Consider the following 22,529-nt stretch of genomic DNA (forward strand, 5'->3'; position numbering starts at 1 on the left):
GGTCAGTCCGTCCGGCGGTCCTCGGCGTCCTGGTCGTCGGGCGACGGCTCGTCGCCGTCCGGGCCGGACTCGCCCAGGATCTGCGCCAGGGCCGCGTCGACGTCCGAGTGCTCCTCGTCCTGCGCGCGCCGACGGTCGAGGTAGCCCGTGGGGTCGTCGAGGTCCTCGGGGCCCGGGAGCAGGTCCGGGTGGTCCCACACGGCGTCGCGGGCCTCCGGGCCGCCGGTGGAGACGAGGTGGGCGAACAGCGCGGCGGCGTCCCGGGACCGTCGCGGGCGCAGCTCGAGGCCGACCAGCGACTTGAACGTGTGCTCCGCGGGGCCGCCGGCGGCACGACGGCGCCGGATCATCTCGCGCAGCGGCACCGAGTGCGGCAGGTGGGCCAGCGACGCGGTCGCGGCGACCTCCGAGACCCAGCCCTCGACGAGCGCCAGGGCCGTCTCCAGCCGCAGCAGTGTCGCCTCCTGCTCCTCGGTCGTGTGCAGACCGAAGACGTCCCCGGACAGGGCCCCGCGCAGGGCCTCCTGGTCGGACAGGTCGATGCCGCGCACCTGCTCCTCGAGGGCGTCGAGGTCGATGGTGATGCCCCGGGCGTACCGCTCCACGAGACCGTGCAGGTGGCTGCGGAGCCACGGGACGTGCACGAACAGCCGGGCGTGCGCGGCCTCGCGCAGGGCCAGGTAGAGCTGCACCTCGTCGTACGGGGTGTCGAGCCCCTCGGCGAACCTGGCCACGTTCGTGGGCAGCAGCACGGTGGCGTGGTCCTCGAGCAGGGGGATGCCCACGTCGGTGGCGCCGAAGACCTCGCGCGAGAGCGTGCCGGCGGCCTGGCCGACCTGCATGCCGTAGACCGCGGACCCGAGGCCGCGCATCATCGTCGCCGGGTCCAGGTCACCCAGCCCGCCGCCGGGGAACACCGGCATGCCGGGCAGCCCCAGCGCTCCGGCTCCCTCGTCGCCGAGCTGGTCGCGCAGCACCGTGGCCAGCGCGTCGGCGACGGAGGACGCGACGGGGGCGACGAGCCGCTGCCAGGCCGGCAGCGTCGCCTCGACCCACTCGCTCCGGCTCCAGGCGTGGGTCGCGCCGCCCGACGGCGGCAGGTCCGTGACGGCGTCGAGCCACAGCTCGGCGACGCGCAGGGCCTCGGTGGCGGACTTCGCCTGGCCGCCGGTCAGGGACGGGTCGCCCTCGGCGACCGCGACCTGGCGGGCCAGGTCGTGCGCCACCTCGGTGTTCACCGGCCCCTCGGAGGAGGTGAACATGCGCTGCAGCTGGCTCATCAGACGCTGCATGGTCGCCGGGTCCGGTGCCGCTCCGCCCATCAGCGCGGCGGGGTCGAGGCCCTGCGCCCGCATCTGGCTCAGCACCTCGTCGGTCCGGTCGCCGAAGATGCCGCGCAGCGCGTCCCGCAGCATCTCCTCGCGGGCGTCGGGGTCGTCGGGCAGGTCGCTCATGGGTGTCCTCGGCTCCTTCCGCGTGCGGCGTCCGCCGCACGTTCACGGTATCCGGGTCCGACGTCGACGGAGCGGCCGGGGTTCCCCCTTTCGCTCACGGCGCACTGCGCGCATCGGCGATGATGGGGCCGTGAGCTTCGAGGACCGCAGTCATCAGCCGTACGAGAGCTATGGGCAGGCGCTCGCCCCTCTCGACGTGCCCCGTGCCCGTGAGGGAGCGCCGCGACGCCGGATGAGCCCGCGGTCGACGACGCTCGTCGTCTCGCTGCTGATCACCGCCGTCCTGGCGGCCGTGCTCATGGTCTCGCCCGCCCCGTACGCGATCCGCACGCCCGGGCCCACCGAGGACACGCTCGGCACCCAGGAGGCCGCCGAGGGGCAGAGCGCGACGGCGGTACCCCTCATCGAGATCTCGGGTGCGGACACCTACCCGGCCTCGGGGGAGCTCCGCCTGACCACCGTCTCCGTGTTCGGCGGGCCGGGAGGCGACGTGCTGTTCGGCGACGTGCTGTGGGGCTGGACCGCTCCGGAACGGTCCGTGCAGCCCGTCGAGTCGATCTTCCCGGAGCCCATCACCTCCGAGGAGCAGCAGGAGCAGGGCCAGGCCCAGATGCTCAGCTCGCAGGAGTCGGCGACGGTGGCGGCGCTGACCGAGCTGGGCTACGAGGTCCCGACCACGATGACCGTGGTCGCCGCGGCCGAGGACACGGGCGCCGAGGGGGTCGTCGAGGAGGGCGACGTCATCGTCTCGCTCGACGGCGAGCCGCTCGCCACCTACCCGGAGCTGCTGGCCGCGCTCGACGGCGTCACGCCCGGCGACGACGTCGTGCTCGGGGTCGAGCGGGACGGCGAGCCGACCGACCTGACCGTCACCACGGGCCAGGGCGACGGTCGCGCCCTGCTCGGTGTGCTCATCGACCCGGTCTACGACTTCCCCGTGGACGTCACGATCCAGATCGAGGACATCGGCGGCCCGAGCGCGGGGACGATGTTCGCGCTGGGGATCGTCGACCTGCTGACGCCGGAGGACGAGCTCGGCGGTGTCGTGGTGGCGGGCACGGGCACGATGGACGTCGACGGTCGCGTCGGCCCGATCGGCGGGATCGAGCAGAAGATGTACGGCGCGCTGCGCGACGGGGCCACCTGGTTCCTCGCGCCGTCGGACAACTGCCCGCAGGTGGTCGGCCACGTGCCGGACGGCCTGGACGTCGTGTCCGTCGGCACCCTCGCCGAGGCTCGCGACGCCATGGAGGCCATCGGCGCCGGTGAGACGTCCGACCTGCCGAGCTGTGAGGCCGAGGCCGGCGACGCCTGAGGGGCTTGCCACCGGGCGGGGTGATCGTGACCGACTCGTGAGCGGCGTGAACCCCTCCCGTGCCGGAAACGTGGGAACCTGGAACGACGCCGGGACGTTTGTCCCGATGTCCGACGCATGTGTCCCGACCCGAGCACGAATGAGGTGCCCGCACCGTGTCCTTCGCCCCGCCCCGACGTCCTGACGGTCCAGCCCCGTCCCGACGTCGCAGCCCGCTGCTCATCACGCTGGTGGTGCTGGCGGCCCTGGTGGTCGTGCTGCTGTTCCTGACGAACTTCTGGACCGAGGTCCTCTGGTTCACCCAGGTCGGGTACGCCAACGTGATCTGGACGCAGTGGATCACCCGCAGCGTGCTGTTCGTCGCGGCCTTCCTGATCATGGCGGCCGCCGTCTACAGCTCCTTCGCCGTCGGGTACCGCACGCGGCCGATCTACGCGCCGTCGACGCCGGAGCAGGCGACGCTCGACCAGTACCGCGAGGCCGTCGAGCCGCTGCGCAAGGTCGTCACCTACGCGGGTCCGGTGCTCATCGGGTTCTTCGCCGGCGTGGCGGCGTCCGCCCAGTGGGAGACCGTCCTGCTGGCCCTCAACGGGCAGCCGTTCGGGACCGCCGACCCGGAGTTCGGCCTCGACGTCGGCTTCTACGTCTTCATGCTGCCCGTGCTGCGGTTCGTCGTCAGCTTCCTCATGGCGGTCCTGGTCATCTCGACCATCGCCGCCGTGGTCACCCACTACCTCTACGGTGGCGTCCGCCTGGGCCCGATCGCCGACGGCGCGTCGCGGACCACGACGGCGGCGCGGGTGCACCTCGCGGTGCTGGGCACGCTGATCATGCTGCTCGTCGCGACGAACTACTGGCTCGACCGGTACTCCATCCTGACGAGCCAGCACGAGCGGTTCGACGGCGCCAACTACACCGACGTGCACGCCGTCATCCCGTCGAAGGAGATCCTCACCGGCGTGGCCGTCCTGGTCGCGATCCTCTTCGTGGTCGCCGCCTTCCGCGACACCTGGCGGCTGCCGGCCATCGGCGTCGGGCTCATGGTCGTCTCCGCGATCGCCATCGGCGCGATCTACCCGGCCGTCGTGCAGCGCTTCCAGGTCGACCCGAACGCCCAGTCGCTCGAGGCGCCGTACATCCAGCGCAACATCGACGCCACGCTCGACGCGTTCGACATCGCCGAGGTGGAGTCCCAGCAGTACGACGCCACCACGGTGGCGGAGGCCGGGCAGCTGCGCGACGACGCGGGCACGACGACCCAGGTGCGGCTCCTCGACCCGCAGGTCGTCAGCCCGTCCTTCCGGCAGCTGCAGCAGAACAAGCAGTACTACAACTTCACCGACAACCTGGCGGTGGACCGCTACGAGATCGACGGCGAGTCGCGCGACACCGTGATCGCCGTGCGCGAGCTGAACCTCAGCGGCCTGGCGGACCGGAACTGGACGAACGACCGCACGGTCTTCACCCACGGCTTCGGCGTCGTCGCGGCCTACGGCAACCAGCCCGGCCCGGACGGGCAGCCGGCCTTCTTCGAGGGCGGGATCCCCACGCAGGGCGCGCTGACCGACATGTTCCCCGGCGGGTACGAGCCGCGGATCTACTTCAGCCCCGAGGCGCCGCCGTACTCCATCGTCGGAGCGCCCGAGGGCACCGACCCGTGGGAGCTCGACTACCAGGCGGACGCCGAGGGCGGGCAGCAGGAGCTGTACAGCTTCCCGACGGACGAGGTGTCGGCCGGTCCGGAGATCAGCACGTTCCTGCAGCGGCTGCTCTACGCGCTGCGGTTCGGCGACGAGGAGATCTTCTTCTCCGACCGTGTCACCGAGGTCTCCCAGATCCTCTACGACCGCGACCCGCAGGAGCGGGTGTCGAAGGTGGCCCCCTGGCTGACCCTGGACAACAAGGTCTACCCGGCGGTCGTCGACGGCCGCGTCAAGTGGGTCATCGACGCCTACACCACGTCGGACGCCTACCCGTACTCGGCGAGCAACCAGATGCAGGAGGCGACGACGGACTCCCTGACCGCCGCCGCCCAGGGTCTGCCGGTCGAGGCCCCGCCGGAGGTCAACTACATCCGCAACTCCGTCAAGGCCACCGTGGACGCCTACGACGGGTCGGTCACCCTGTACGCCTGGGACGACGAGGACCCGCTGCTGCAGGCCTGGAACGACGTGTTCCCGGACTCGGTGCGCCCGATCTCCGAGATGTCCGGCAGCCTCATGTCGCACGTGCGCTACCCGGAGGACCTGTTCAAGGTGCAGCGCACGCTGCTCGAGCGCTACCACGTCACCGAGGCGCAGCAGTTCTTCGCCGGTTCCGACGAGTGGCGCACCCCGGACGACCCGGTCGGCAGCGACGACGCCCTGATGTCGAAGCAGCCGCCGTACTACCTCACCCTGCAGATGCCGGGCGAGGACGACGCGGCCTTCTCGCTGACGAGCACGTTCATCCCGGGTGGTTTCACCGACCGGGAGATCCTCACCGGCTACCTGGCGGCCGAGGCCGACGCGGGGTCGGAGGACGGCGAGATCGCCGAGGGGTACGGCACGCTCCGGCTGCTCGAGCTCCCTCGCGACGCGACGGTCCCGGGCCCCGGGCAGGTACAGAACAACTTCAACTCGAACCCGACGATCTCCGAGCAGCTCAACATCCTGGGCCGTGGTGACTCCGAGGTCGTGCGCGGCAACCAGCTGACGCTGCCCGTCGGCGGCGGCCTGCTGTACGTCCAGCCGGTCTACATCCAGTCCGGGTCGGGCACCCAGTTCCCACTGCTGCGTCGCGTGCTGGTCGCCTTCGGCGACCAGACCGGGTACGCCGAGACCCTGGACGAGGCTCTCGACCAGGTCTTCGGGGGAGACTCCGGTGCGGAGGCCGGTGACGCGGACGAGGCCGAGACCGAGGTGCCCACCGACCAGGTGGACCCGGAGACCGGTGAGCCGATCGAGCCGTCCCCGGAGCCCACCGAGGCCGAGCCGACCCAGGAGCCGACGCCGTCGCCGACGGAGACCACCGAGGAGACCCAGGCGCCGCCGGCCGGCGACGCCCAGGCCCGGCTGGACGCCGCGCTGCAGGACGCCAACGAGGCGTTGAACGACAGCAACGAGGCGTTGCAGAACGGCGACTGGACCGCCTACGGCGAGGCCCAGGAGCGTCTGCAGACCGCGCTGGAGGAGGCCCTGGCCGCCGAGGGCGAGCTGAACCCCTGAGCCGGTCGGTCCGGGCAGAGGGACGTGCGGTGTGACCTGCGTCCCATCTGCCCGGACCGATTGGACGGGGCCGGATTCCGTGTCCTAGAGTTAAGGACATCGCCGCGGGGTGGAGCAGTTCGGTAGCTCGCTGGGCTCATAACCCAGAGGTCGCAGGTTCAAATCCTGCCCCCGCTACCAAGGAAGTATCCCGGCAGAGGCCCTCCCGATCGAGAGATCGGGAGGGCCTTTGTCGTTCCCGGGTCTTGGTGCGGCGTGGCTGGTCGTCGCGGGCGAGGTCGATGGGGAGCTCGCGCAGGATCCCGCCGGTGGCGGCGTCGATGACCTGCACGTCGTGGTCGTGGTCGTGGATCAGGAGCAGGCCGTGGGTTCCGACGTGGGGCCGTCCGAATCCGTTCACCGGCATCGCGCAGGTTCTCGCGTGGACGGCTGGACGCCGTTACCTATGCGCATTAGGATAAAACCATCAGAGCATAGGAGGGGGGCGGAATGCCTCGTCAAGGACTGACCACCGGTCGCGTCACAGCGGCCGCGGCCGATCTCGCCGACGAGGTGGGCCTGGAGCAGGTCACCCTCACGGCGTTGGCCAAGCACTTCGAGGTCGCGACCCCCAGTCTCTACACCCACGTCCGCAGCCAGGCCGACGTTCGCACCGGTGTCGCGCTGCTCGCGCTGGCGGAGACCGCCGACTTGGTCGCCGCGGCCATCGCCGGGGTGAGCGGACGTGCTGCACTGGCAGCCCTCGGCGGCGTGTGGCGGACCTATGCCGTCGAGCACCCCGGGCGCTACGCCGCGTCCCGGTTGTCGCTCGACGCCCAGACGGCCGCGGCGAGCGCCGGGCCGCGGCACGCGGACCTGTCGCGGGCCGCGCTCCGCGGTTACCGGCTGTCCGGTGCCGACGAGGTTCACGCCGTGCGCTTCCTCGGCGCCACGTTCCACGGCTACGCGGCCCTCGACGCCGCCGGAGCCTTCGGCCACGGTGCGGCCGACGCACCTGCGTCCGACGAGTCCTGGGAGCGCGTCCTGGACGGGCTCGACGCCATCTTGAGATCCTGGGAGGCCCGATGATCGACCCGTTGCTCATCCACGGAGCGCTGGAGCTCGAGCGCACCGACCGCGGACTGCTGCCCCATCGGCTACCGGCCTGGGCGCGGGCGCAGTCCGACGATCCGCAGCTCCACCACGCCGCAGCACAACCCGCGGGTGTCCGCCTCGCGATCCGCACCGCGGCCACTCGGCTGGAGCTCGACGTGCTTCCGACCAAGCGGCGCTACGTCGGGGCGCCCTCGCGACCCGACGGCTGGTACGACGTGCTGGTCGGGGGCGAGCTGGTCGAGCGCCACCAGGCGCCGGGCGGCAACGTGCTCCACGTGGACATGATGACCGGCGCCAGCACGTTCGACGCCGGCGAGCCGACGACCCTCGTGCTCACCCTCCCGGGTGGCGACAGCGAGGTGGAGGTCTGGCTGCCGCACGACGAGCAGACCGAGCTCCTCGCCCTCCGCGCCGACGCCCCGGTCGCGCCGCTCGAGGACGACCGCCCGCGCTGGGTCCACCACGGCAGCTCGATCAGCCACGGTTCGCTCGCCACCTACCCCACCGAGCCGTGGCCGGTCGTCGCCGCCCGCCTTGCCCAGGTCGACCTCACCAACCTGGGTCTCGGCGGCAGCGCTCTGCTGGATCCGTTCGTCGCCCGGACGATGCGTGACACGCCGGCCGACGTCATCAGCGTCAAGGTCGGCATCAACCTCGTCAACCAGGACCTGGTGCGCCGGCGCGCTCTGGGACCCGCAGTCCACGGTTGGCTCGACACGATCCGCGACGGGCACCCCGAGACGCCCCTGGTGATCGTTTCACCCATCCACTGCGGAATCCACGAAGCAGTTCCCGGACCGACGGGAGTCGACACGGCCGCCTTCACCGAGGGGCGGCTGGCCTTCAGGGCGGAGGGAGACCCGCAAGGAGCAGCTCGCGGGGCACTGACCCTGCAGGCGGTTCGCGAGGTGCTCGCCGACGTCGTCGAGCGTCGCGGCGACCCGCACCTGTCCTACGTCGACGGGCTGACCCTGTACGGCCCCGAGGACGCCGAGCGGCTGCCGCTGCCCGACAACCTCCACCCCGATGCCGCCACCCATCGACTCATCGGTGAGCGGTTCGCCGCGGTGGTGGCGCCGCGGGCCGGGCAGGCCGGCCGGGCTGGACGCACCGTGGGTGGATCGATCATCAGCCCTGAGGAGAGTGCCTGCCGATGATCGAGATCTTGACGCCTGCCCAGGTCGACCGTGCCCGGGTGACCGGAGCCCTGGTGGCGGACATCCTGCAGACCCTGAGGCGCAGGGCCGTGGTCGGCACGAACCTCCTGGACCTCGACGGATGGGCTCGGGACCTGATCCGCGACGCCGGGGCGCAGTCCTGCTACGTCGACTATGCGCCGTCCTTCGGGCGGGGGCCGTTCGGTCACTACGTCTGCACGGCGGTCAACGATGCCGTCCTCCACGGGCGCCCTCGCGACTACCGGCTGGCCGACGGTGACCTGGTCACTCTCGACCTGGCCGTCCTGAAGGACGGCGTGGCCGCCGACTCGGCCATCAGCTTCGTCGTCGGCGATCGACGGTCTCCGCAGAGCGTCGCCCTCATCGAAGCGACCGAACGCGCCCTGGCAGCCGGCATCGCCGCTGCCGGACCCGGGGCTCGCATCGGCGACCTCTCGCATGCCATCGGCGCCGTGCTGAGCGCTGCGGGCTACCCGATCAACACCGAGTTCGGCGGGCACGGCATCGGGAGCACGATGCACCAGGACCCGCACGTCGCCAACGCGGGACGTCCCGGCCGGGGATACCGGTTGCGGCCCGGGTTGCTCCTCGCCCTGGAGCCGTGGGTCATGGCAGACACCGACGAGCTCGCCCTCGACGCCGACGGGTGGACGCTGCGCAGCGCGACCGGCTGTCGCACAGCGCACAGCGAGCACACGATCGCCATCACCGACGACGGTGCGGAGATACTCACCCTGCCGACGGGCCGCCTGCGCTGACCACGTCGGGTTGCCCGGGGCTGCTGCCCGCCTCGGACGGGTGTGCGACGCAGCGCCCGCCCAGGTGGCTTCCCCGCAGGACCCGTTCCGATCGAGCGCGACGGAGCCGGCGCCCGTCCCGGGCGGTGTTCCCGTCCCGGGCCGGGCGCCGGCTCCGTCGTGTCGCGACCGGTGTCAGGCGGCCGGCAGGGTGACCCGGATCGCGCGCACGGCCCCCGTCCGGCGGAAGACCTCGGCGCTGACCTCGGCCGGGATCGCGGCCCCGGAGACGGCCTGCTCCACCCCGTCGGAGCCCTCGACGGTCACCTCGAGGTCGGCGCCCCGCCGGTAGACGACCGGGACCTGGCAGAACGTGAACGCGAGGCTCGAGGCGGGCAGCTCGACGGCCTGCTCGGTCCCGCCGACGTCGACATACCGGAACGTCGTCGGCTCCGCGGTCCACTCCTCGGTACGGAGCAGGACGGGGCGGAACACGATCCGGCCCTCCTCCACCCGCAGGCCGAGCTCACCCATGCGGGTGAGGACCTCCTCCTTGACCTGGCCCGTCATCCCGGGCTGCTGCGCCCCGCGACCCTTCGGCGTGTGGGAGTAGGGGTCGACCGGGAAGGCGCCGTAGACCTCGGGCGGCTTGCAGTAGCCGAGCCCCTGGCGAACGTCCTCGTACCGGGCCCGGAGCTCGTCGACGACGGCTGCGTCGGCGCCCTCGGCCACGGCACGCTCGAGGTTCTCCTGCACCGCGAGCAGCAGCTTGGACACCATGTGCCAGTAGATGCTGCCGAGGCCCTCGTAGGCGAAGAAGGACCCGGACCGACCGGTGAACTCCGCGTGCCGGAAGACCTCCTCGAAGACGGAGAGCAGCGCCTCCCGGCCGGTCGCCACCGCCTCGTCGAGCGCGCCGTCCGTCTCCGGACCCTCGAGGGCGTCGAGCGCCGCGTCGACGTCCCGGGCGTTGTGGATCCCCGGGGCGAAGCGGTAGTCACCACCCGCGTCCTGCAGGACGATCGACCGGTCCCCGGCGCGCACCAGGGCGTCGATCAGGGGGGCCTGGGCGGCCTGCGCGGGCGTGACCCGGTTCTTGTCCAGGAACCCGGGGAGGTCGCGGTCCGGGTACAGCAGGTAGCTGTGCTGGTCGGCGCGGTACAGCGCGCTCTCGCGCATCGCCCGCAGCACGTCGAGCGACTCGGCGGGCGTCAGGAACCCCGAGGACAGGATCGCGACCTGTCCCTCGAGCATCTCCTGCAGCCGGTTGATCGTGACGCGGCCCTGCCCCAGGTCGAGCGTGTTGTACGAGTGGTAGAGCCCGTCGGCACGGCGGTTCGCCCGCAGGCCCGAGTCGACGTACGCGAGCACGGTGTCGACCACCTCGCGCACCTCGTCCGCCCCGACCACGGTGCGCTCACCGGTGAGCCCGGCGTAGACACGCTCGCGATAGGCCGTCCCGGCCGCGCCCAGGGCGTCGACCACGCGTCGCCGCTCGACGTCGTCGAAGCCGCCGACGGTGCCGGAGAGGTGCCGGCTGAGGACGTCGCCGACCTCCCTGAGCAGCTCCCGGACCTCGACGCCGACGGTCAGCTCCTCGTCCAGCAGGTCGCGCACGGTGCCCAGGTAGCGACGCAGGTACGCGAGGGTCACGACGGACAGTCCGCGCCCGACGAGCGCGTTGTTCGCGTCGTTCCACTCGGGCCGCTGCGTGTTCATCCAGATGCCGCCCTCGGGCACCAGGTTCACGACCTTCGCCAGGGTGAGCACGAGCAGCTTCTCGGCCAGGGTGACGTGCAGCAGGTTCCCGTCGGGGCCGTGCACGAGCTTGCCGTCCGCGCCCTCCACCTCGACACGGCGCGCGATCGCGGCCTCGGCCTCGGTGTCGAAGGTGATCGTCGCGTAGGGGTTCTCGACGGTGTCGGCGTAGGACGCGATCCGGTACGGCACGTCGGCGTGCGTGAAGACCGCACGGTTCACCAGGTGCCGCACGCTCCCGGGGTGGAAGCGCTCGGACGTCTCGAGCAGCTTGACGAGGTAGACCAGCTGGTGGTCGCTCCAGTACCCGATGTTGGACCACGGGTTGTCCGGCTCGGGGACCTCCCAGTCGATCCCTCCGCGGGAGATCCGGTACGGGTTGTACCCGTCGGCGGTCGTGGCGTCGAGGAAGACGGCGACCATCGACTCGACGTACTCGGGGAAGGACCACGCCAGCGCCTCCCAGTTCTGGAAGATGTCGCGCCAGTTGCCCTGGTGGTCCAGCAGGGGTTCACCGTCGGCGTCCCGCAGCGAGATCTGGAACTTGTTCCACGGCCGGCTCGGGTCGCCGTGGCGACGGCCGAAGGTCAGCGGCAGGTACTCGGTGCACAGGCGCCAGAGGTCGGCGTCCCCGCTCTCCTCGGCCGCGGCCATCAGCTCCTCGTGGGACAGGGTCGCGGGCAGCGACGTGAGCACCTCGGCGCAGCGCTCGGCGACGAGGGGGCTCCGGGTGCGGACGAAGGCCCGGACGTCGCCCCCGCGGAGCTGGTAGCCGCCCGCCGGGACGCCTCCGCGCATCGTGTTGAACAGGACGTTGGCACCGTGGTGGGCGGTGGCCAGCTCGTCGCCGGTCAGCTGCGCCGCGTCGGTGGCCGCGAGCAGGTCCTCCAGCCCGCGACGGGTCGCCTCGACGTCCTCGTCGAGTCGCGCCGCGAGCGCCGTGGGGTCGGCCAGCTCGTCACGCAGGGCCACGACGTCCGGTGCGGACCGCGAGACGTCGGCCACGACGCGCCAGGTCCGCTGCGCCCCGGGGTCCAGCACCAGACGGGTGCGGACGAGGTAGGCGCCCCGGCCGCCCCGCACGTCCAGCTCCTTGGTCAGCGCCTCGCCCGCCTGCGCCGCGTCGAGCTGCCGCTCGGACAGCAGGTGCTCGACCTGCTCGAGGCCCACCTGCCAGGCGACCGAGGCCTGCAGGGACTCGCTCGCCTCGGCGAGGTCGGTCAGGGCGGAGTTGAGGTAGTAGATGCCGAGGCCGCCCGGGGCGAGCTCGGCCCGCTTGTAGGCGTCCAGCAGGATGCTCAGCTCGTTCTGGACCTGGGCGGTGGTGCCGGCGGGCAGGAGGTTGCGGAACCCGTCCACGACCTCGAGGTCGACCGGGCGCTCGGCGAGGGACGTGATCTGGCAGCTGCGCACCACCCCGTACCGTGCGCTGGTCTGCCACACGACGCGCAGGCGCAGTCCGAGGTCGGTCCGGGTCTCCTCGAAGACGACGCTGGTGCCGAGGAAGTCCTTGTAGAGGCTGCGGTCGACGGCCGGGTCGCCCGGTCGCGTCTCGGCGAAAGGCTGCCAGGACACGACGTCGCCGTCCTCGCGGTGCACCCGGACCGTGGTGAGTCCGCCCGTGCGACCCGCCCCCTCGGCGACCTTGTCCTCGGTGTAGTACGGGAAGATCGCGTGGTCGGCGTCACGGCGGCCCGCGGTCAGTCCTCCGGTGCTCGAGATGAACATCCACAGGTCGCTCGCCCCGGCGATGGTCATCAGGAAGGGCGGCATCTGGTCGTACGACGTGATCGCGTAGTAGCGACGGTCGTCGAGACCGAGGTGCGAGCCGTCGACGACGGCGTGGCCGACGAGCCGTTCGGAGGTGGGCCCGGTCGTGGTCATGCGCTGCTCCTTGCGGTTGTGGTGCGGGGCGGACCGGTGTGCGGGAGCGCTCCCACACCGCTGGTTCGCCCAGTGCTGGCATCAGAGGGGAGCGCGCGGGGACGCGCGCTCGAGAGCTCCCTGACGCGGGGGGACGCGGCGTCGTCGATGCCGCGAGTAGGGGTGCCGGGATCGGTCGTGTCCGCGGCGCGGAGGTGCGGAGCCGCGGGCGCGTTCCCGTGCTCCGTCGGGTCGGGGTCGCCGACCGGGGAACCGGCGTGGGGGACGACCACCGCAGGCATCCTGCCCATCGCCACCTCCACTGCTCGCGGCCGGAAGGTTCGCAAGGTGCGAGGGGCCGTCGCCGGTCGAGCACACAGGAAATTACCGTCCCCGGATTGCTCGTGCAAGAACGTTCCGGGGGACGTCGGACGGGCGAGCCGGGCACGACCCGGCGGGTCCTGCCGGTCGGGGTGTCGAGCTCGCCCGGTTCCGCCCGCCTCGCCGGTCGTGCTGCGGACCTCGGCCCGTCCCGCCCAGGTGCGGACGTCGTCCCGCCGTCCCACGATGGAGGGACGAGGAGAGGAGCACGCCGTGCCACGACAGGATCCCGGCCCCAGCGTCAAGGACGAGGAGCTGTACGAGAAGCTCCGCGACGAGGGCAACAGCAAGGAGAAGGCCGCGCGGATCGCGAACGCGGCCGCGAACCGCGGTCGCGACGACGTCGGCCGCGAGGGTGGCGAGTCCCCGGCGTACGAGGACTGGACCGTCGACGAGCTGCACGAGCGCGCCGCCGAGCTGGGCATCGAGGGGCGGTCCTCGATGCGCAAGGACGAGCTGATCGAGGCTCTGCGGTCGCACTGAGACGGCCGATCCGGCCGGTTGCCCCTGGCGTGCCGTCGTCGCCGGGAGCACCATGGAGGGACAGGTTCCGTGGCTCGACGGGGAGACGGAGGCGAGGAGCATGAAGGCCTCGGTGGGGGACAGGATCATCACCGCGTCCGGCGTGGTGGGAGGTGCGGTCCGTGACGGCGTCGTCACGGAGCTCCACCACGACGACGGGTCCCCGCCCTACACGGTGAGGTGGTCGGACACGGAGGAGGAGTCCTTGGTCTATCCCGGGCCGGACTCGCTCGTGCAGCACGGCGACGCCGGGGCCGCGGACGAGACGGCCCGCCCTGCGCGCGCCGCCACCTGGACCGTCCAGCTGTCGCTGGTGGAGGCGTCGGGCAGCACGACGGCGGAGGCGGTGCTGGTGGCCGGCCCGGTCGAGCACGCCGACGTCGGCCCGTTGCGGTCCGTCGGGCACGCCCGCAAGGATCCCCACGACACGGAGATCCCGGTCATCGGCGACGAGGTGGCCGCCGGGCGTGCGCTGCGGCGTCTCGCCGACGCCCTGCTCGGGCAGGCGGAGGAGGACATCACCGCCTCCACCGGCGTGCCGGCCCACGTGCACGACTGAGCGGACGGCCGGGCGGGACCGGCCGGCGGGGGTGACCGGACGCACAGTGCCGCGCGGTGTTCCGGCCGCCGCCGCGCGCATAGGCTCGGTGCGGCTCTCGACGGTGATCCGCGCCGTCGTCCCGACCAGGAGGACCCACCCGTGCGAACCCGTCCCGTTCTTGCCGTCGCCCTCGCGCCCGCCGTGCTGCTCGGGCTGACGGCCTGCTCCACCGCCGACGACGGTGGTGCGGACGACGCAGCGAGCGCCACGCCGTCCGCGTCCGAGGCCTGCGCCGCGGGCGACCTGCCGACGCTCACCGAGGGCACCCTCACCGTCGGTGCCGGCGAGCCGTTCGAGCCGTGGTACGTCGGCGAGCCCACCAGCGGCGAGGGCTTCGAGTCGGCCCTGGTCTACGCCGTCGCCGAGGAGCTGGGGTACGCGGCCGAGGACGTCGAGTGGGAGACGGTGACGTTCGAGCAGATCATCTCCCCGGCGATCAAGCCGTTCGACCTCGCCGCCTACCAGACCACCATCACCGAGGAGCGGGCGGAGGCCGTGGACTTCTCCAGCCCGTACCTGACCAGCCACCAGGGCGTGATCGTGGCCGACGACGGTGACTACGCCGACGCCACGAGCCTCGCGGACCTGGAGGGCGCCCGCATCGGCGTCACCGCCGCGCAGACCTCGCTGGACGCCGCGGAGTCCGCCTGGGGCGACGCGGTGGAGATCACCCCCTTCAACGCCGCCGGGGACGGCATGACCGCGCTGACCTCGGGCACCATCGACGCGATGGTGATGGACGTCGACCAGGGCGTGGCGGCCTCGACGGTGTACTTCCCGGACACCCAGGTCGTGGGCACGCTGCCGGACGTCGGCGAGCCGGAGCAGCTCGGCCTCGTGCTCGACAAGGACTCGGAGCTGACCGAGTGCGTCTCGCAGGCCGTGGACGCCCTGGAGGCCGACGGCACCCTCGACGAGCTGCGCACCGAGTGGCTGAAGTCGGACGACGTCCCCGAGCTGTCCTGACCGCGCGACGGCGATGACCGGAGCGACGGACGGCCCGGCCCTGTCGGAGCGTGCCCGGGCCCGGGCGGAGTACCGCCGGGCCCAGCACCGGCGCGCCCTGCTGGTCGCCGGGACGGCGACGGCGATCGTGCTCGTCGCCGTCGTCGCGGTCGTCACCACCGCTCCCGGCTGGGAGCGGGCCCGGGAGGCGTTCTTCTCCCCGGAGCGCGCCTGGGAGGTCCTGCCCGAGGTCGCCGAGGGGCTGTGGCTCAACCTGCGGGTGTGGGTCGCGGCCTCCGTGGTGGGCCTGACCGTCGGCCTGCTGCTGGCGGTCGTGCGCACCTCCCGGCTGCCGGCGCTGTTCCCGCTGCGGGTGTTCACCGTGCTGTACGTCGACGTCTTCCGCGGGGTGCCGGTGCTGCTGGTGCTGCTGCTGGTCGGTTTCGGGCTGCCCGCCCTGCGGCTGGAGTGGCTGCCGGTGAGCGCGGCGTTCCTCGGCGGTCTGGCGATCCTCCTGACGTACACGGCGTACCTCGCCGAGATCTTCCGCGCGGGGATCGAGTCCGTGCACCCCTCCCAGGTCGCCGCCGCGCGCTCCCTCGGGCTCACCCGTGGCCAGGCGGTGCGCAAGGTCGTGCTGCCGCAGGCGGTGCGGAACGTGTCGGCGCCGGTGGCGAGCATGCTGGTGTCCCTGCAGAAGGACTCCGGCCTGATCTCGATCCTCGGGGCGGTCGACGCGATCCGGGCCGCCCAGATCGCCACCACCGGCGACTACAACTTCACCCCGTACGTGGTGGCCGGCGTGCTGTTCCTGCTGATCTCGATCCCGCTGACCCGGCTCGTCGACGCCTGGTCGGCCCGGCAGGGCTGGCGCGGCTCGCTCCGCGGCGTCAGCGGTGCGGGGGTGGTCCGGTGACCGCACCGCCGCTGCTGAGCCTGCGTGAGGTGCGCAAGTCGTTCCCCGCGGGACCGGGCCGCCGGGCCGGGCGCAGGACGGTCCTGGACGGCATCGACCTGGACGTGGGCGAGCACCAGTGCGTCGTCCTGGTGGGGTCCTCGGGCTCGGGCAAGTCGACGCTGCTGCGCGTGGTCGACCTGCTCGAGGAGGTCGACGACGGTCAGGTGCTCCTCGACGGGGTCGACGTGGCCGACCCGTGGGTCGACGCCGACGCCGTCCGGGCCCGGCTCGCGATGGTCTTCCAGCAGTACAACCTGTTCCCGCACCTGTCCGTCCTGGACAACGTCACCCTGGCCCCCCGCCTCGTGCACCGCCGTCCGCGGGGCGAGGCCGAGGAGGCCGGCCGGGCGCTGCTGGCCAAGGTCGGGCTGGCGGACAAGGCGCGCGGGTACCCCGACCAGCTCTCCGGCGGGGAGCAGCAGCGCGCCGCGATCGCGCGGGCGCTGGCCGGCGGCCCGGAGCTGCTGCTGCTGGACGAGGTCACCTCGGCCCTGGACCCGGAACTGGTCGGGGAGGTCCTGGACCTGCTGCTGGAGCTGCGCGCCGAGGGCACCACGATGCTCGTCGCGACCCACGAGATGGACTTCGCCCGCGAGGTCGCCGACGAGGTCGTGTTCCTGCACGACGGCCGGGTGCACGAGCGCGGCACGCCCGCCCAGGTCCTGGACGACCCGCAGCGGGACCGGACCCGGGAGTTCCTGCGCCGGCTGCGCTGAGCCGCGCCGGCTGCGCCGGGCCGACCGCGTGCGTATCACCCGAGGTCGCGCGACGCTCTGGAGAGGCAGTGGGGCGTCGCGCGACGCCCTCCGTCGGCGAGGGGACGTGGTGACGATGAAGCGCCTGATCCTGTGCTGCGACGGCACGTGGAACCATGCCGCCAACCAGTACGTGTCGAACATCGAGAAGATCGCCCGGGTCCTGCGCCGGGGCGCGGTCGACGACGGCGTCGTGCAGATGGTCGAGTACGTCGGCGGTGTCGGCTCGCAGGGGTACCTGTTCGACAAGGTGCTCGGTGGCGCGTTCGGGTCGGGCCTGACCCACAACGTCGTCGACGGCTACCGGTTCCTGGCCATGAACTACGACCCCGGCGACGAGATCGTGGTGCTCGGCTACTCGCGGGGCGCGTACACCGCGCGCAGCGTCGTCGGCATGGTGGGGGCGGTGGGCCTGCTGACGCGCGAGGCGCTCGTGGCCGGCCGGCTGCACGACGCCGCGGACCTCTACCGCGAGCCGGCCGACGACGACGCCGCGCGCGCCGCACGGCAGGAGCGGCGGGACAGGTTCCGGGCCGAGAACTCCCACCCGAGGGACCCGCGGGGGCCGGTGCGGTTCCTCGGCGTCTTCGACACCGTCGGCACGCTGGGCGTCCCCGGGCTGACGCGCCGCCGCTACCGGTTCCACGACGTGAAGCTCGGTGACGGCGTCCAGGTGGCCCGCCAGGCGCTCTCGGTGGACGAACGCCGGTTGTCCTACTCGCCGTGCCTGTGGACCGTGCCGGGCGACAGCCCCGAGGGCCGGGTCCGGCAGGTGTGGTTCCCGGGCGGGCACGGCGACGTCGGCGGCGGGGGACCGCGCTCCGGGCTGTCCGACGTCGCGCTGGAGTGGATGGTGGGCGAGCTGCGCGAGGTCGGCGTCGCGATCGACGAGGACCTGTGGAAGCAGCAGGTGGCGCACCAGGAGGAGCTGGTCGTGGACGTCCGGCCCCGGGTGCTGTTCCGGCTGATCAACCGGGTCAAGCGCCTGCGGCCGGGCAGCGGGGTCGTGGACGGCCGCGAGGTGTTCCGGCACGGCCTGCGGGTGCTCGCCCGGCGTGACGGCGAGGTCTGGGGCGACGGGGTGTGCGTCGCCGAGCCGCTCGTGCGCTACGTCGCACGTGACCGGTACGCCGAGCACGCTCCGAACCTGCAGCAGTGGATCGACGACTGCGGCGGGGTGGACAAGCTACCGGTCGTGCCCCTCGCGGCGCTGCACGAGGACGAGCGTCACCTGACGGTGCGGTGAGCGTCCCGGTCAGGAGTCGTAGGCGTCCTTGACCACGAGGACCGGCACCGAGGCGTCCAGCAGCACCCGCTGCGTCGTGGTGCCCATGAGGAACGTGCCGTGGCTGGACCGCTTGCGCGACCCCACCACGACGAGGTCGGCCCCGACCTCGTCGGCGGTGTCGAGGATGGCGTCCGCGGGTTCGGTGTCCTCGTCGCGGTAGCTGATCGCGGCGTCGGTGTCCCCGAGGATCGCGGAGAGCTCGGCCGACGGGCCGTCACCGGGATCCTGGGCGTCGAGCACGAGCACCCGCAGCGGCAGGTCGCGTCGACGCGACTCCTCCAGCGCGGTCCGGACTGCCGCCTCGCCGTGCGGGCAGGCGCGATAGGCCACGAGCACCGTCATGGGCCCACTGTGTCACACCTCGCGCCGGCCGCGTCGCAGACCCAGCTCGTAGGCCGTCAGGGCGACGAGCCAGACCGCGGTGACCGGCAGGACGAACCCGAACAGCGCGCCGCCGAACGGCTCCTGGGCGTCGTGGTCGGTCGCGGCGAGCAGCACGTAGGCCAGGTAGGCGACGTACAGGACGACCAGGAGGACGCCCTCCCAGCGCACGATCGCCTGCCCGGTGAACGCGATGGGCAGGAGCACCAGCGCGACGGCCACCATGACGGGCAGGTCGAGGTTCACGGCGGCGGGGTCGACGTCGATCCCGCCCGGGGCGATGACGGCGGTGAGGCCGAGCACGGCGCCGATGTTGAAGATGTTGCTGCCCACGATGTTCCCCACGGCCATGTCCCGTTCGCCGCGCCGCACGGCGATGACGCTCGTGGCGAGCTCCGGCAACGACGTGCCGACCGCGACGACGGTCAGGCCGATCACGAGGTCGCTCACCCCGAACGCGGAGGCGATCCGGGTGGCGCCGTCCACCAGGAACCGGGCGCCGCCGACGAGCAGGGCCACCCCGACGACCACGAGGGCGACGTCGATCCCGACCGAACGGGCGCGGGTCGTGCGCAGGCGCCCCAGGGCCCCGCCGTCCTCGTCGGCCTCCGGGACGGTGGTGACCGTCTCCGTGCGCCGGGCGACGATCGTGGTGACGGCCAGGTAGGCGGCCAGGAGGCCCAGCAGGAGGACGCCGTCGGTCGTGCTGATGGTGCCGTCGAGCGCCAGCACGAGGGCGAGCACGGACATCCCGACCATCACGGGGATGTCCGTGCGCACCAGGCGGTTCGTGACCGTGAGCGGGACGACGATCGCCGCCACCCCGAGGACGAGCAGGATGTTGGCGATGTTGCTGCCCACGACGTTGCCGACCGCCAGCCCGGGGGAGCCGGACAGCGCGGAGTCGGCGCTGACGGCGAGCTCCGGGCTCGAGGTCGCGAAGGACACGACGGTCAGGCCCACCACGAGGGCGGACATCCCCAGGGTCCGCGCCAGCGACGCCGCGCCGCGGACGAGGGCCTCGCCGCCCCCGACGAGCAGCACGAACCCGGCGAGCAGGAGCAGGACACTGGTGAGGCTCACGCGACAAGGCTACGGGCGGGCCGTCACCGCCGGCGGTCAGGCGGCGGCGAGCTGCTCGACCACCTGCCGCTTGGCCCGGGTGAGCATGCCGGCCATGCCGTTGAGCCGCAGGGCCGAGACCGCCCGGGTGAGGCCGAGCTGCAGCGGGAAGTCCTCGGGGACGTCCAGCACCTCACGGGTGGTCAGCCCGGACAGCCCCTGGGCCAGGATCGAGGCGAAGCCCCGGGTGGTGGGGGCCTCCTCGGGCGCGGTCGCGTAGAAGTGCACGACGTCGCCGTCGACCTCGGCGAAGGCGTGCACCGGGGACTGGCACTCCTCCACCTTCTCCAGCAGGGCGGGGGAGTCCGCGTACCGGGCGGGCAGGGGCGGCAGCTCGCGGGAGAACTCCAGCAGGAGCTGCAGCCGCTCGGACTCGGTCAGGGCCAGGAAGTCCTCCCGGATCTCGGCCAGCTGGTCGGGCAGCGCGGGGGCGTCGTCGGTCATGGGTCCATCGTCTCTCACGTCGCGTCGGGTCCGGGGTTCAGCGGGCCGGCGCCTCGCCGGGCTCCGCGCCGGCCGCGATGGGCACGCGCACGGCGTTGCCCCACTCGGTCCAGGACCCGTCGTAGTTGCGCACGTCGGGGATGCCGAGCAGGAAGTGCAGCGCGAACCAGGTGTGGCTGGACCGCTCCCCGATGCGGCAGTACGTGACGACCCGGTCGTCGTCCGTGATGCCCAGGCCGCCCTGCTGGTAGATGGCCTCCAGCTCGGCCCGCGGCTTGTAGGTGCCGTCCTCGGCCACCGCCGTGGCCCACGGGACGTTGTGAGCGGTGGGGATGTGACCGCCGCGCAGCACGCCCTCCTCCGGGTAGTCCGGGATGTGCAGCCGCTCGCCGGTGAACTCCTGCGGGGAGCGGATGTCCACGAGGGGGCCCTTGCCCAGGTGGTCGAGCACGTCCTCGCGGAAGGCGCGGAAGGTGGTGTCGTCGCGCTCGACGACCGGGTAGTCGACCGGCGTCGGGGCGGGGGCGTCGGTGGTCAGCTCGCGGCCCTCGGCCACCCAGAGGTTGCGCCCGCCGTCGAGGAGGCGGACGTCCTCATGGCCGAACAGGGTGAACACCCAGGCCGTGTAGGCGGCCCACCAGTTGTTCTTGTCGCCGTACAGCACGATCGTGGTGTCGCGGGCGATGCCCCGGGAGCCGAGCAGGTCGGCGAAACCCGGGCCGTCCAGGTAGTCGCGCTCGACGGGCAGCAGCAGGTCGGTGTGCCAGTCGACCTTGACGGCGCCGGGGATGTGGCCGGTCTCGTAGAGCAGGACGTCCTCGTCGGACTCCACGACGACGAGGCCCGGGTCGTCCCGGTGCGCGGCCAGCCACTCGGTGGTGACGAGGCGCTCCGGGTGCGCGTACTCCTGCAGTCGCGGGGTGGGGTCGAGCGGTGCGGGCATGATCTCCTCCTGGTGCGGCGTGGTCCGGGAGCCACCCTAGGCCGCGGGCGACCAGCCCCGACACCGCGGTTCCACGATGCGGGACCAGCATGTGAGATGCCTGGTCCGTGCGCTCGGGACACTCCGGACGCGACGCCGCCCTACACTGTGGTGCACCACCGGACGACGACGTCGGAGGCTCCATGGGGCATCGACCCAGCACCCCGCACGGCGACCTCGCGCATGCGCTGTCGCCCGCCGTCCCCGTCCGGCGCGACCGGCGTTCCGTGCGCAGCGCCCACGACGCGTTCCTCGACACCGGCGCCGTGCCGCCCGGGCTCGACCCCCTCGTCGCCGCCTCCTGGCGCCGCAGCCGCTCCTGCGGCGTCGACCCCGACACGCCGCGCACCACGAGCGGGCTGTCGCCCGACGAGCTCGACGCCTACCGTGCGGCGCATCCCTTGCACGACCTCATGCCCGTCGTGCGCGACCTCGTCGTCGACGCCGCTCGCGACGACGGGCTCGTCGTGGCCGTGTCCGACGACGCGGGACGCCTGCTGTGGGTCGAGGGGGACCTGCGCACCCGCGGTGCCACCGAGCGGGTCGGATTCGTCGCCGGTGCCGTCTGGCGCGAGGAGAACGTCGGGACCAACGCCCCGGGCACGGCGCTGGCCACCCGGCGGCCGGTGCAGGTGCTGGGGGCGGAGCACTTCTCGCGGCCGGTGCAGCAGCTCAACTGCGCGGCCGCCCCGATCGAGGATCCCGACGGCCGTGTCCTCGGGGTCCTCGACGTCACCGGTGGACGGGCCGCCGGCTCGCACGTCGCGCTGTCCCTGGTGCGCGCCACCGTCGCCAGCCTCGAGCGGGAGCTCGCGGCACGGGCCGCAGCTGGCCGGGACGCGGCCGGTGACACCCACCCCGCCCTGCGGCTGCTCGGCACGCCCGCCTGGCGGTCCCCGGACGGCGAGCGCCGGCTCTCCGGACGGCACGCCGAGATCCTCGCGCTCCTCGGCGCGCACCCGCGGGGCCTCACCGCGGAGGAGCTCGCGGTGCTGCTGCACCCCGGCGAGCTGTCCGAGGTGACGGTCCGCGCCGAGATCTCCCGGCTGCGCCGCTCGGCCGGGTCGGTGGTGACCGGGTCGCGACCCTACCGGCTCGCCGCCCAGGTGCGCAGCGACGTCGACGCCGTCCGCGACCTGCTCGCCGCCGGTGACGTGGCCGGTGCGGTGCGGGCCTACACCGCTCCGCTGCTGCCGCGGTCCTTCGCCCCCGGCGTCGAGCGGATGCGTGACGAGCTGGCCGCCGAGATGCGCTCGGCGGTCCTGGCCGACGGCGACCCGGACGTCCTGGACGGGTGGACCCGCACGGACGACGGTGCCGAGGACGTGGAGGCCTGGCAGCAGCTCGTGGCGCGGTCCGACCAGGGCGGTCCCCGGTGGGCCCGGGCGCGTGCCCACCTCGCCGTCGTCGACGCCGGCCTGCGCTGAACGGCGCCGACCGACACCTGCAACGCCGCTGCAACGCTCGCCGCCTAACGTCGCCGGCACGACGCGACGACGCGTCGTCATCATCCCGTCCACCGGACGCGGGTGGTGCGGTGAGCA

Annotated in this window: 18 protein-coding genes and 1 tRNA gene; 13 read left to right on the forward strand and 6 right to left on the reverse strand. The window is 72.9% G+C overall.

What is annotated here, in order from left to right; all coding sequences use genetic code 11:
- Positions 1–2: 2 nt before the first annotated feature.
- Complete coding sequence (locus Q6347_RS09010) at positions 3–1,454, reverse strand: zinc-dependent metalloprotease (RefSeq protein WP_304603390.1); 1,452 nt, start codon at positions 1,452–1,454, stop codon at positions 3–5.
- A gap of 130 nt (positions 1,455–1,584) precedes the next feature.
- On the opposite strand from Q6347_RS09010, the gene Q6347_RS09015 reads away from it, so the two are divergent.
- The 6 genes from Q6347_RS09015 (at position 1,585) to map (ending at position 9,006) form a co-directional block, all read left to right on the forward strand.
- Positions 1,585–2,769 carry a PDZ domain-containing protein gene (locus Q6347_RS09015; RefSeq protein ID WP_369810830.1) on the forward strand — a complete coding sequence of 395 codons (1,185 nt, stop codon included), beginning with the start codon at positions 1,585–1,587 and terminating at the stop codon, positions 2,767–2,769.
- A 155-nt stretch (positions 2,770–2,924) separates the two neighbouring features.
- Complete coding sequence (locus Q6347_RS09020) at positions 2,925–5,975, forward strand: UPF0182 family protein (RefSeq protein ID WP_304603391.1); 3,051 nt, start codon at positions 2,925–2,927, stop codon at positions 5,973–5,975.
- Positions 5,976–6,078: 103 nt separating this feature from the next.
- A tRNA-Met gene (locus Q6347_RS09025) sits at positions 6,079–6,155 on the forward strand.
- Positions 6,156–6,464: 309 nt separating this feature from the next.
- A complete protein-coding gene (locus Q6347_RS09030; protein WP_304607180.1) occupies positions 6,465–7,043 on the forward strand; it encodes a TetR/AcrR family transcriptional regulator in 579 nt (192 codons plus the stop codon).
- The gene (locus Q6347_RS09035) at positions 7,040–8,227 is read left to right on the forward strand and encodes an SGNH/GDSL hydrolase family protein (RefSeq protein WP_304607181.1); all 1,188 of its coding nucleotides are present in this window, start codon (positions 7,040–7,042) and stop codon (positions 8,225–8,227) included. Before Q6347_RS09030 ends, Q6347_RS09035 begins: the two co-directional genes overlap by 4 nt.
- Positions 8,224–9,006, forward strand: a complete 783-nt coding sequence (map, locus tag Q6347_RS09040; RefSeq protein ID WP_304603394.1) for a type I methionyl aminopeptidase — start codon at positions 8,224–8,226, stop codon at positions 9,004–9,006. The genes Q6347_RS09035 and map overlap by 4 nt, the downstream gene beginning before the upstream one ends.
- A 174-nt stretch (positions 9,007–9,180) precedes the next feature.
- Here the strand turns inward: map and Q6347_RS09045 are convergent, their stop codons facing one another.
- Positions 9,181–12,627, reverse strand: a complete 3,447-nt coding sequence (locus Q6347_RS09045; RefSeq protein ID WP_304607182.1) for a hypothetical protein — start codon at positions 12,625–12,627, stop codon at positions 9,181–9,183.
- Between the two features lie 573 nt (positions 12,628–13,200).
- Here Q6347_RS09045 and Q6347_RS09050 point away from each other — a divergent pair.
- The 6 genes from Q6347_RS09050 to Q6347_RS09075 all read left to right on the forward strand — a co-directional run bounded on the left by Q6347_RS09050 (position 13,201) and on the right by Q6347_RS09075 (position 18,014).
- Positions 13,201–13,470: a Rho termination factor N-terminal domain-containing protein gene (locus Q6347_RS09050; RefSeq protein ID WP_304603396.1), complete on the forward strand. Its 270-nt coding sequence runs from the start codon at positions 13,201–13,203 to the stop codon at positions 13,468–13,470.
- A gap of 100 nt (positions 13,471–13,570) precedes the next feature.
- Entirely contained in the window at positions 13,571–14,068 is a 498-nt protein-coding gene (locus Q6347_RS09055; protein WP_171247314.1) for a dsRBD fold-containing protein, read from the forward strand.
- 141 nt (positions 14,069–14,209) lie between these two features.
- Entirely contained in the window at positions 14,210–15,076 is an 867-nt protein-coding gene (locus Q6347_RS09060; RefSeq protein WP_304603397.1) for a transporter substrate-binding domain-containing protein, read from the forward strand.
- A 13-nt stretch (positions 15,077–15,089) separates the two neighbouring features.
- A complete protein-coding gene (locus tag Q6347_RS09065; RefSeq protein WP_304603398.1) occupies positions 15,090–15,971 on the forward strand; it encodes an amino acid ABC transporter permease in 882 nt (293 codons plus the stop codon).
- Positions 15,968–16,729, forward strand: a complete 762-nt coding sequence (locus Q6347_RS09070) for an amino acid ABC transporter ATP-binding protein (protein WP_304603399.1) — start codon at positions 15,968–15,970, stop codon at positions 16,727–16,729. Before Q6347_RS09065 ends, Q6347_RS09070 begins: the two co-directional genes overlap by 4 nt.
- A 115-nt stretch (positions 16,730–16,844) precedes the next feature.
- A complete protein-coding gene (locus tag Q6347_RS09075) occupies positions 16,845–18,014 on the forward strand; it encodes a DUF2235 domain-containing protein (RefSeq protein ID WP_304607183.1) in 1,170 nt (389 codons plus the stop codon).
- 9 nt (positions 18,015–18,023) lie between these two features.
- On the opposite strand, the gene Q6347_RS09080 is transcribed toward Q6347_RS09075, so the two are convergent.
- Genes Q6347_RS09080 through Q6347_RS09095 form a run of 4 tightly spaced genes read right to left on the reverse strand, consistent with a single transcriptional unit; the run spans position 18,024 to position 20,946 of the window.
- Positions 18,024–18,398 (reverse strand): universal stress protein, encoded by a 375-nt coding sequence (locus Q6347_RS09080; RefSeq protein ID WP_171247309.1) that lies wholly within the window; start codon positions 18,396–18,398, stop codon positions 18,024–18,026.
- Between the two features lie 12 nt (positions 18,399–18,410).
- Complete coding sequence (locus Q6347_RS09085) at positions 18,411–19,520, reverse strand: calcium/sodium antiporter (RefSeq protein ID WP_304607184.1); 1,110 nt, start codon at positions 19,518–19,520, stop codon at positions 18,411–18,413.
- A 36-nt stretch (positions 19,521–19,556) separates the two neighbouring features.
- Positions 19,557–20,003, reverse strand: coding sequence for a SufE family protein (locus tag Q6347_RS09090; protein ID WP_171247307.1), 447 nt, complete (start codon positions 20,001–20,003; stop codon positions 19,557–19,559).
- Between the two features lie 37 nt (positions 20,004–20,040).
- Entirely contained in the window at positions 20,041–20,946 is a 906-nt protein-coding gene (locus Q6347_RS09095; RefSeq protein ID WP_304603402.1) for a sulfurtransferase, read from the reverse strand.
- Positions 20,947–21,128: 182 nt separating this feature from the next.
- Between Q6347_RS09095 and Q6347_RS09100 the strand changes: the two genes are divergently transcribed.
- Positions 21,129–22,412: a GAF domain-containing protein gene (locus Q6347_RS09100; RefSeq protein WP_304607185.1), complete on the forward strand. Its 1,284-nt coding sequence runs from the start codon at positions 21,129–21,131 to the stop codon at positions 22,410–22,412.
- Positions 22,413–22,529: the final 117 nt, after the last annotated feature.

It is taken from the genome of Isoptericola sp. b408, from assembly GCF_030588085.1.
Classification (GTDB): domain Bacteria; phylum Actinomycetota; class Actinomycetes; order Actinomycetales; family Cellulomonadaceae; genus Isoptericola; species Isoptericola sediminis.

What these genes read in the sequence shown, in the direction of transcription:
- Q6347_RS09075 (WP_304607183.1), top strand. Translation starts at nt 16,845, where the DNA reads ATGAAGCGCCTGATCCTGTGCTGCGACGGCACGTGGAACCATGCCGCC.
- Q6347_RS09065 (WP_304603398.1), top strand. Translation starts at nt 15,090, where the DNA reads ATGACCGGAGCGACGGACGGCCCGGCCCTGTCGGAGCGTGCCCGGGCC.
- Q6347_RS09055 (WP_171247314.1), top strand. Translation starts at nt 13,571, where the DNA reads ATGAAGGCCTCGGTGGGGGACAGGATCATCACCGCGTCCGGCGTGGTG.
- map (WP_304603394.1), top strand. Translation starts at nt 8,224, where the DNA reads ATGATCGAGATCTTGACGCCTGCCCAGGTCGACCGTGCCCGGGTGACC.
- Q6347_RS09045 (WP_304607182.1), bottom strand. Translation starts at nt 12,627, where the DNA reads ATGACCACGACCGGGCCCACCTCCGAACGGCTCGTCGGCCACGCCGTC.
- Q6347_RS09080 (WP_171247309.1), bottom strand. Translation starts at nt 18,398, where the DNA reads ATGACGGTGCTCGTGGCCTATCGCGCCTGCCCGCACGGCGAGGCGGCA.
- Q6347_RS09030 (WP_304607180.1), top strand. Translation starts at nt 6,465, where the DNA reads ATGCCTCGTCAAGGACTGACCACCGGTCGCGTCACAGCGGCCGCGGCC.
- Q6347_RS09010 (WP_304603390.1), bottom strand. Translation starts at nt 1,454, where the DNA reads ATGAGCGACCTGCCCGACGACCCCGACGCCCGCGAGGAGATGCTGCGG.
- Q6347_RS09035 (WP_304607181.1), top strand. Translation starts at nt 7,040, where the DNA reads ATGATCGACCCGTTGCTCATCCACGGAGCGCTGGAGCTCGAGCGCACC.
- Q6347_RS09100 (WP_304607185.1), top strand. Translation starts at nt 21,129, where the DNA reads ATGGGGCATCGACCCAGCACCCCGCACGGCGACCTCGCGCATGCGCTG.
- Q6347_RS09095 (WP_304603402.1), bottom strand. Translation starts at nt 20,946, where the DNA reads ATGCCCGCACCGCTCGACCCCACCCCGCGACTGCAGGAGTACGCGCAC.
- Q6347_RS09090 (WP_171247307.1), bottom strand. Translation starts at nt 20,003, where the DNA reads ATGACCGACGACGCCCCCGCGCTGCCCGACCAGCTGGCCGAGATCCGG.